This window comes from uncultured Shewanella sp. (assembly GCF_947495455.1).
Lineage (GTDB): Bacteria > Pseudomonadota > Gammaproteobacteria > Enterobacterales > Shewanellaceae > Shewanella.
The window spans coordinates 81,770-90,793 of record NZ_CANLZC010000005.1 but is presented as its reverse complement, the minus strand read 5'-3'; the positions used below and the strand labels follow the sequence as shown (position 1 = coordinate 90,793).

Genomic DNA, 9,024 nt, shown 5'->3' with positions numbered 1-9,024 from the left:
CCTAATTCAAGGCGTATTATTGCCGAAATGCTTATTGCCTTTTAAGATGATACAACGCAGAAGTCGGTGCTTTTACACACTCCCAAAGGGCTGGTTTAAAAGCCTTTTATACTGTGTTATTGAATATCGGCTTAGAATAACTAGGCTCGGTATTCAATGCCTTGTCTAAAAGGCTTTTAATTCCAGCTGAATCCTGCAGCTTGAAGTATCACGGGTATAAATTGGACGCTTGCATCTAAGGCTAGCTTGAGTATATTGCATTGCATCTTTTAGGCTTTTTGGTTGGCTCAATGATCTTGTTAAAGCGGTTAATGCTGATAGTTTATGGTTTGATGTCAGGTTTGCTAGCCTCGTTTGTGCAGGCTGAAACAGCGACGACTGAGCAATTGAAAGCACGCATGACCCAAGTGTTAACGAAAGAGCTGAAGCAATGGCAAGAATATGCGCAAGTGAAAGGCATGACTCACAGTATTACTGTGCGAGTCCCCTCTGGTGCCGACAAGCTCACATTATGTCCAATTTTGCCTGCAATGGATTCTGCCGATATTGATTTTGGTCAAGTACAGCGAAAGTTAAGTTGTCCATCAAAAGGCTGGTCTTTATATGTCAGAGCTAAAGTAGAAGTCAGTGCGCGCTTACCAGTATTAAACCGTGCCATGAAGCGAGGAGAGGTGGTGAATGGAAAAGATGTGACTTGGATGAAGCTTGCGCTTAAAGGATCGGATAAAGAAGTATTAACTAAAATGGATGATATTATTGGTCGGCAAGTGGTGAGAAAACTGCATCGTTTTAAGCCGATTAAAGCCATGTATTTAAGCGCTCCAGTGCTAGTAAAGATAGGTGATAAAGTCATTATTGAGGCGAAAAGTCAGGGTTTTTATGCCAAAATGCTTGGAGAAGCACTGGAGTCCGGTAGCGAAGGTGAAGCCATTAGAGTTAAAAACCTCAGTTCTGGAAAAATTATCATTGCTTACCCGGCGAGCAAAGGCAAAGTCACTACACGTTTTTAAGACTTTTTTGTGTCTGTGATTATATTACACATTATTCGTGTTAGATTTTAAGAGCCTTTAAAATCAAGCTGTTTTTGCTGATTTAATAAAATTTCAGCGAAAGGTATTTGAGGTCGCTTTATGGTATGTACCAAGTCATTGGGCGTATAACGGCATTAATTATAGGGTGGGAATGCGATGGAAATAAATAAGATCAATAGTGCATTGAATGCTGAAGTGGGTTCAAGCCTAGGACAAACGAAGACAAAGGCGGAACTTAAACCCGTAGAGAGCCAAGTTAGGCAGCTTGTTACGCCAAAAGCGGTGAGTGAAGATTGGGAGCTGTTAGCGCGTTCTCAACCTCAACTAGAAACAATGGATGATGTTGATCAAGCAAAAGTTGATGCACTTCGTCAATCTCTCAAAGATGGCACTTTTGATCTGGATTTAGCAAAAGTCACAGAAGCTATGTTTAACCAACACGGATAACACTATGTCAGAAAAACGTGAGCTAGTACAAAGCCTCGTTAGGGGCATACGCCAAGATGTAGAAGGTTATAAACAGTTAAAAAGTCTGTTAGCGCATCAGCGTAAGTTGATGCTGCAGCGGGATCATCAAGCCTTACAGAGCCATAATGCACATCAAAGTACATTATGTGAGAGTCTAAAACAAAGTGCCGATCATCGTAGTGCTGCACTGCAGCGTTTAGGTCTTTCTGGAAACTCTGCGGGTATGGAGCAGTTGATTGCTAAATTGCCACCTCAATCTGGAAAACAAGTTAATGGCATTTGGCAGCAGTTATTAGCCTTGGCCACAGAAAGCCAGCATGCCAATGATGTTAATGGTAAACTGTTAGTCGATCAGCAGTACATTATCAATCACTTATTGCGTCGTAATAAGGATCAGACTATAGATTACGGCAATCAAGCTCAGTCATTGTGAAATAACGATTCGAGAAGAGAGTGCATATTAATGCCGTTATTTAAATGACTCTCTTTCTTTTTTCATTTAGTTTAATGGGTTTAATGTCGCGATAAGGATGTTTTTTCGTTTTATTTTTGTACTGTTTTTGTGGTTTATTTTCTTCTTCTATTTCGATTTATCTTACTGTATTTTCATTTAAGCTTCTTATTTAAAAGATATTTAATATTTTATCTGCTTGTTAATTTTTTTGCTGTTTTTATCTGTTCTATTTTTAAAATTTAGTGGTTAAAGCTTGATTCTATATACTCCATAACTTTTAGAGTGAATGGTCAATGAGGCTTTAATGAGACGTATATTCCTTTCCCCTTATTTGTTAGTGGTCACTTGTTTAGTCAGCAGTGTTGCTTTTGCCGATACGCCGATTGTAAAGACTAAGACTCAAGACCCAAAAATAGAAGCTAACATTCAAGCTGCTGTTGACAAGGCTTTACCTGCTGCCCGTGAACAACTGGAGAAAGTGGTTAATATTAACAGTGGCACTATGAATTTTGCCGGTGTCAAACAAGTGGGCATGGTATTTAAAAAAGAACTTGAAGATTTAGGCTTTAAGGCGCAATGGCAGGATGGCGCTAGCTATAATCGTGCGGGCAGCCTAGTGGCTTCATATGGAACCCAAGGTAAAAAAATATTGCTTATTGGACATTTAGATACGGTATTTGCAAAGGATGATGCCTTTCAGAAGTATCAAGTGCTCGATGATATTCATGCGGCCGGTCCTGGTGTGAGTGACATGAAAGGTGGTGATGTGGTCATGTTGACAGCCATCAAGGCGCTGAAGCAAGCGGGAGTGCTTGATAAAATAAGCTTGAAAGTCGTGATGACGGGTGACGAAGAGAAAAGTGGTTTGCCTTTGTCAGCGTCGAAAAAAGCCATTGTGGATGCAGCTAAGTGGGCTGATGTGGCCTTAGGCTTTGAAGATGGTGATGGAAACATTAAAACTGCTGTGATTGCTCGAAGAGGGGCGGCGAATTGGATATTAAAAGTCACTGGAGTGCCTGCGCATTCATCACAAATATTTACTGAAAAAGTCGGTGATGGTGCTATTTATGAAATGGCGAGGATCCTTAATGGATTCCGTGAGTCCTTATCTTCTATGAAAGACTTAACGTTTAATCCAGGGCTTATTCTTGCGGGGACGGATGTCGATCATAAAACCAATGGAACCAATGGCTCGGCGTTAGGTAAAACCAATGTGGTGTCTAAAGAAGCCATTGTGATGGGGGATATTCGCGCGCTTTCGCCTGAGCAACTTGATAAAGCGAAAGAGAAAATGTTGGAAATCGTGTCTCAAAGTTTACCTATGACATCGGCAAGTCTGATTTTTAATGAAGGCTATCCACCTATGGCGGCGACTGAAAATAATCGCAAGTTACTAGCGCTTTATAATCAAGTGAGTGAAGATTTGGGCTATGGCAAGGTCGTTGCGGTTGATCCTCGTAATGCTGGAGCGGCAGATATTTCTTTTGCCGCTAACTATGTGGATATGTCACTTGATGGTTTAGGTCTGATGGGCACGGGTGGGCATACCAGTGACGAAATTGGCGATTTAAGTAGTTTAGGCAAAAATGCCAAGAAAGCGGCTCTACTTATGTATCGCTTGTCTGAGCAAAATGCGACATTATTAAAAAATTAATAGACTGATCAGCCCTAAAAAAAGACGATATTTAATTAAATAATACAGAGGTTTATTGAATCTCTGTATTTTTTTTCCCAGAATTCTGATTTGATAGATATATTTAAATGCTTTGTTAATTCCACCCGTTTTGTCGCCTATTTCATTAGGTGCGGCGGCTGATTTTAATAAAAAATAACTGAGGAATTTATTGTATAGCCTGACCAATTTGTACTTTAATGGCCTTTCTATATCACATAGTAGAATAATCCGATCACTGTCAGTGCCGTTAACGGCTTCATGTAAATAGGTTTCATCAAATAATACATCTTCTCCGTCACGCCAATAATAAGGCTCACCGTCAACATTGATATAACACTTTTCATTGTTGGGAGTAATGAGTCCAAGGTGGTATCTTAAGGATCCCGCATAAGGATCGCGGTGCAAGCCGAGTCGACTGCCAGCTTTTAATCTTGTGAACATGGCCGCTTTTATATTAGGGATAGATTGGACTAGTTGAGTCGTTTGCGGGCTTCGAATCATGGCAGAAGGGATATTTGCACCATACCAGCTAATGTAAAAGCGACTCCAACCTTTTCTGAAAAAAGAGTTAAAGGCTGCATCATCGAGTTTGTCTGATGTAGAGATTAATCCATCTTGTTCTAATGCAAGGGCTTCTTGACGAATAATCTTCCAATTTTCTTTGAGTTTATTCAGGTTATCTATTGACTGTGTTTCAACAAATGGCGTCGTTTTTATTTTAGAGAAAATATACAAAGGGAAATTGATGAATGCCATAAAAGTGGAATGATCGGTTAATTGTCGAGTGAGTTTATGTTTGATCTTTCCTCGGCGGCAGATATAGATAACAGAGATGAAAAAATACAGTATAAAAATAATTTTCATTGTGTTTGTTGATAGCATAATGAGTCAGTGGGAGTAAAAAATTAGCAATGTATTGCGACAAAAGTAATTAGCATAATGTCTGTTTTTATCGAGCATTACAGGTATAAGACCCTTCTGTGGAGCTTTTCATCTTTATGGTTATGTTTTTACTTGGCTTGTTACTAGTTGTTAATTTATTTAAAAATATTGCATTTATTTGTTTTTTTAGTACATTTGATGCTTTACTCTATCAATGTTTATTTTGTAACTCATTGAGTTTTAATGGGGGTTCTTAATTTCATTTTGGTGATTTTAATAATAAGTTAAATAAGGATGTTTGAATGTATTGCTATATCAAAATGGTGCTAGGTTTTTGGCTTGGAATGGTATTATTATCTGTTTTCCCCACTTATGCTGAAGACAAACTTTTAGTCTATGTTGAACTCGTTCTTCCTTGGCATGAGGGGATACAAAAAAGCTTATATTGTCATGCTGATGTGCCTTTTCGTCCTCAAGTATCCAGCCATGTTAAAGCTCAACTCAATTGGGTTTTACCTGTCAACATGCCTGTTAAAAAAGGGGATGTTATCGCTTTGCAAGATGACTTTTATCTCGTGCAGAGATCGCTGAAGTTAACGGCAAAATTAGAAGCGGCTAAAGCGCAAGCGGACTTTTCTGCCCAAGAATACCAACGTATACAGTCATTAGATAAGCAAGAAATGGTATCGGTATCGGATTTAAACCGTGCAAAACTCGATGCCAAGTTGACTAAGCAGCAATATCTCGCCTTAAAAGCCGATCAAATGATCCTTGAACATCAAATCGCCAGCCTTAAACATCTTGCCCCCGCTGATGGCCAAATTTTTACATTGAATGCTCAGCCTGGTGAATGGTTGGATTCTGGTGACAGTATTTTGAGTTTTTTACCTTCTGATAACCAAGAGGTTGTTTGTCAAATGTCTCTTGATTTATATCAACAAGTTAATGATATCGAGCTGGTGAGTTTTCAGCTTAAATCCGGTGAAACGTTAGCATTTAATCGATTGGCATTAAAAGTCGATGAAGCCGCTCAAATGGTGAATGTGCATTTTGATTTTAAAGATGACACTGCTGCTTTGTTTTTGAATGAAAGGGTTGCAGTGAATATGCAAATGCCAAAGGACGATCTTACTCTCGTTGCCTATGATGCGCTGAGCCTTAAAAATAACGAATATTTTGTTTGGCTGTTAGATGACGACAATAAAGTCACTCAAGTTCCCGTGAAGGTTATGGATACGCAAGGTGCTCATGCGGTAGTTCAATCTGGGATTAAAGTCGGTGAGCATGTGGTGGTGCGTGGTGGTAAATCCTTAACCTTGAATGATCAAGTGGTTGTGGCTAACGCTGATGAAATGAAGGTGCGGCTATGAAATTTATCGATAAATACAGCGGCATTATCATCGCATTTTCAGCTTTACTCGTTTTATTGGGAGGGATAGCCAGCGTTAAATTACCCAATGCCTTATTGCCTGATTTAGATCAGCAAGAAATTGCCATGTTAATTAATTGGCAAGGAAAAACCGCTACCGAAATAGAGCAAGTATTGATTACGCCTTTGGAGAGGCAACTGGCCAGTATAGGTCAGTTAAAGCACTCGCAAACCCATATTGGCAATGGAGAAACTTGGACACGTTTGTTTTTTTCTCCTGAAACGGATATGGAAAAAGCCTATATGGATGTGATGGCACGCATTAATCAAATTCCAGATTGGCCGGAGCAGGTGGCTAAGCCATTGATATTTGATTACAGTAACGGTGCGGGGAGCACTGTTGCATCCATGTATTTGTATTCTGAATTAGAAGAGATGACGCCGAATGATTTTCGCCGAGTCTATCGTAAGCATATTGCGTCTGTATTAAGTGATGTGTCAGGCATTGCGAATATCAATATGAGTTACAGTCCATTGGCGCAGCGAATGGATATTGAATTTAATCCTCAAGCCTTGGCGCACTTTTCACTGTCTATTGATGATGTGACAGAGAAACTGCATGATTTAATTGATCGCTCTGGCGATAAAATGAAATTGGGTTCTAAGGCTTATGATTTACATTTCAAAGGACAAATGGCCTTAGCTGAATTAACGCAATTGCCTGTGGCTGTTCGAGGTGAACGCATTATTCGTTTAGGGGAAATTGCTCAGATCCATAAACGTTTTGTCACTGATTGGGATTATTCCAGTTTTGAAGGGCATCCAGCCATGTATTTCAGTTTTCAACCGGATAAAAATACCAATGCGCTGGATATTACCGATGAGCTGAGTGTGGTCATGACAGAGCTGAACCAAGGAGTCTTGGCTGATCTGGGCATGAAATTGTCTTTTAGGAGTAATTCGTCAAAACCGATTAAGCATGCACTGAGCCTTGTTTACACTAATATCTTGATTGGTGTGTTATTGGCTTGCTTGTTTTTATATTTGTTTATACGTGATCTCAAAGTCGTATTTTTGATTTTTATTAGTATTCCTGTGTGTTTATCTTTAGTTATTTTAGGCATGTATTTAGGAGGACGTAGTTTAAATGTGATTTCTATGGCGGGTATGGCATTGTCGGTTGGATTATTGCTAGATGCTTCAATTATCGTCATGGAAAACATTCAAAGGTTAAGGTCTCAAGGGATACGTTTAACGGCGAGTTTGTATCAAGGTGTTAAACAAGTGCGTGGCGCGCTAATCTCCTCAACGCTATCCAGTATTGTCATTTTTGTACCGATTATATTGATGCAATCCAGTATTAGCCAAATGTTTGAAGATTTAGCCTATACCATTTCCACCGCTTTAGTGGCCTCCATACTTGTGGCGCTGATACTCTTACCGGCATTAGGGCGACGGATACTCTCTGAACAAGCTCAACAGGCTAAAAGCAAGCCGTTATCCTCCGCTAATCAATGGCCTCAGCGGTTCACTCAGCCATCTCGTTCACCCCTGCAAGCTAAGATTTGGGTAGGATTTGGGATTGTGGGGACATCACTACTCATGTGGTGGGTTATGCCTGCGATTGATTTGTTGCCCAATCCAAAAGCCGACAATGTGATAGCGTATGTTGATTTTAAAGAGCCTTTATCTCAAGAGGCGGCAACAGAGCAGATTGGTAAGGTGATAGAGGCGCGCTTTGTTAAAGAGAAAGCTAATCCTGATGCGCCGACATGGAGTCAATATGTGCTGAGTTGTAACCCGAGTTATTGCTACTTGAACCTGAAACCTGAGGTGGGAGAGGATTACACTGCATTTGAACATTGGCTTAAAACGCATATTTTGCAAGACCTTCCTGATACCGATTTGTATGTCAGGCAAGGCAATTTATTGGGGGGAGCGATTCAAGGTGGCGATCGCAGTCGAGTCGACTTTAAAGGATTGAGTTTGAGTGAGTTGCAAAAAGTTGGGCAAGATTTAAAAGATATCATCAAAGCGCAAATAGCAGGTAGTCAGGTGCTGGAAACCGTAGCACTTTCTAACAATGCCACCCAAATAGAGTTTACGCCTAAGGCGGATAAACTGGCTTATTTAGGTTTATCAAGAGCGGAATTAAACCAATATTTAGTGGCCTTAACTGATGGAGAATATTTAGGGCGTTTTTCGGCTGGCAATGACAGCTTTCCTTTTTACTTTAAAGGGCAGAAGGTGAGTCATATTGAGCAGTTGCTTGAAACAGAATTGATGATCCCAGATCATGGCTTAATACCCTTGCGAGATTTAGTCGACAGTAACATGGTGTTGGCGCCCAGCGCGATTTTTAGGGCCGACAATGAAATGAGTATTTCACTGGGCGTGGTGCCGCCTAATGGTCAACCTATGGGGCCCTTTGTTGAACAAGTTAAAGCCATTGTGTCTAAATATATAAAAGAGCAAGGACCTGATGGCTTATACGTGGCTTATCAAGGACAAGCAGGGGAGTTAGACAGCTTTTTATCTGAGTTTTTATTGACATTTTTAGTGTCATTATTAGTGCTGTTTTTATTGATGCGCATTGCGCTGGCTTCTTGGTTATTTGCAACAGCCGTCATGTTATCTATGCCGCTAGCGCTTGCGGGAGGCATGTTAAGTTTGAATTTAATTAACGTATTTATGCCACAAAATTTAGATGTGATCACTATGATAGGTTTTATTATTTTAATGGGGTTAGTGATTAATAATGCTATTTTATTGATCAGTGAATTTAAGGTGGGCATGGAAGCAGGGCTCATGCAGCAAGAGTCGATTTACCGCGCTGTGAGTACGCGAATGCGGCCTATTTTCATGAGTACGGGCACCAGTATTTTTGGCATGTTGCCTTTAATGCTAACCCCAGGGGATGGCGCTGAAATTTACCGAGGCCTTGCGGGAGTGATTGTGGGTGGTATGACATTTAGCGCACTCTTTACCTTAAGCTTTATGTCTGCCTTATTGTCCTTACCTGTGTTTGCGGTTAAGGCCGACAAGCATAAGGAGAGTTTGGGAGATGAAGGCGCATTAGTTGGAGTTAATTAGGCTTATCGAGGTGATGATCATTTTATAAAAAACGGCGCCAATAATAAGCGCC

Annotated in this window: 7 protein-coding genes; 6 read left to right on the top strand and 1 reads right to left on the bottom strand. The window is 40.3% G+C overall.

What is annotated here, in order from left to right:
- Positions 1-290 precede the first annotated feature (290 nt).
- The 4 genes from flgA (at position 291) to Q0791_RS02990 (ending at position 3,607) form a co-directional block, all read left to right on the top strand.
- Entirely contained in the window at positions 291-1,010 is a 720-nt protein-coding gene (flgA, locus tag Q0791_RS03005) for a flagellar basal body P-ring formation chaperone FlgA (RefSeq protein ID WP_299002569.1), read from the top strand.
- Positions 1,011-1,187: 177 nt separating this feature from the next.
- A complete protein-coding gene (gene flgM / locus Q0791_RS03000; protein WP_299002567.1) occupies positions 1,188-1,478 on the top strand; it encodes a flagellar biosynthesis anti-sigma factor FlgM in 291 nt (96 codons plus the stop codon).
- Between the two features lie 4 nt (positions 1,479-1,482).
- On the top strand, positions 1,483-1,932 hold the full coding sequence (locus Q0791_RS02995) for a flagellar protein FlgN (protein ID WP_299002565.1): 450 nt from the start codon (positions 1,483-1,485) through the stop codon (positions 1,930-1,932).
- A gap of 325 nt (positions 1,933-2,257) precedes the next feature.
- On the top strand, positions 2,258-3,607 hold the full coding sequence (locus Q0791_RS02990) for a M20/M25/M40 family metallo-hydrolase (protein WP_299002564.1): 1,350 nt from the start codon (positions 2,258-2,260) through the stop codon (positions 3,605-3,607).
- On the opposite strand, the gene Q0791_RS02985 is transcribed toward Q0791_RS02990, so the two are convergent.
- Complete coding sequence (locus Q0791_RS02985; RefSeq protein WP_299002563.1) at positions 3,596-4,492, bottom strand: aspartyl/asparaginyl beta-hydroxylase domain-containing protein; 897 nt, start codon at positions 4,490-4,492, stop codon at positions 3,596-3,598. The genes Q0791_RS02990 and Q0791_RS02985 overlap by 12 nt on opposite strands.
- 320 nt (positions 4,493-4,812) lie before the next feature.
- Between Q0791_RS02985 and Q0791_RS02980 the strand changes: the two genes are divergently transcribed.
- Positions 4,813-5,880, top strand: a complete 1,068-nt coding sequence (locus Q0791_RS02980) for an efflux RND transporter periplasmic adaptor subunit (RefSeq protein WP_299002562.1) — start codon at positions 4,813-4,815, stop codon at positions 5,878-5,880.
- Positions 5,877-8,972, top strand: a complete 3,096-nt coding sequence (locus tag Q0791_RS02975; protein ID WP_299002560.1) for an efflux RND transporter permease subunit — start codon at positions 5,877-5,879, stop codon at positions 8,970-8,972. Before Q0791_RS02980 ends, Q0791_RS02975 begins: the two co-directional genes overlap by 4 nt.
- The last annotated feature ends 52 nt before the right edge of the window (positions 8,973-9,024 follow it).

Bases quoted from the DNA above. Each gene is read 5' to 3' on its own strand.
- Q0791_RS02990 (WP_299002564.1), top strand. From the start codon at position 2,258: ATGAGACGTATATTCCTTTCCCCTTATTTGTTAGTGGTCACTTGTTTA.
- Q0791_RS02980 (WP_299002562.1), top strand. From the start codon at position 4,813: ATGTATTGCTATATCAAAATGGTGCTAGGTTTTTGGCTTGGAATGGTA.
- Q0791_RS02995 (WP_299002565.1), top strand. From the start codon at position 1,483: ATGTCAGAAAAACGTGAGCTAGTACAAAGCCTCGTTAGGGGCATACGC.
- Q0791_RS02985 (WP_299002563.1), bottom strand. From the start codon at position 4,492: ATGAAAATTATTTTTATACTGTATTTTTTCATCTCTGTTATCTATATC.
- flgA (WP_299002569.1), top strand. From the start codon at position 291: ATGATCTTGTTAAAGCGGTTAATGCTGATAGTTTATGGTTTGATGTCA.
- flgM (WP_299002567.1), top strand. From the start codon at position 1,188: ATGGAAATAAATAAGATCAATAGTGCATTGAATGCTGAAGTGGGTTCA.
- Q0791_RS02975 (WP_299002560.1), top strand. From the start codon at position 5,877: ATGAAATTTATCGATAAATACAGCGGCATTATCATCGCATTTTCAGCT.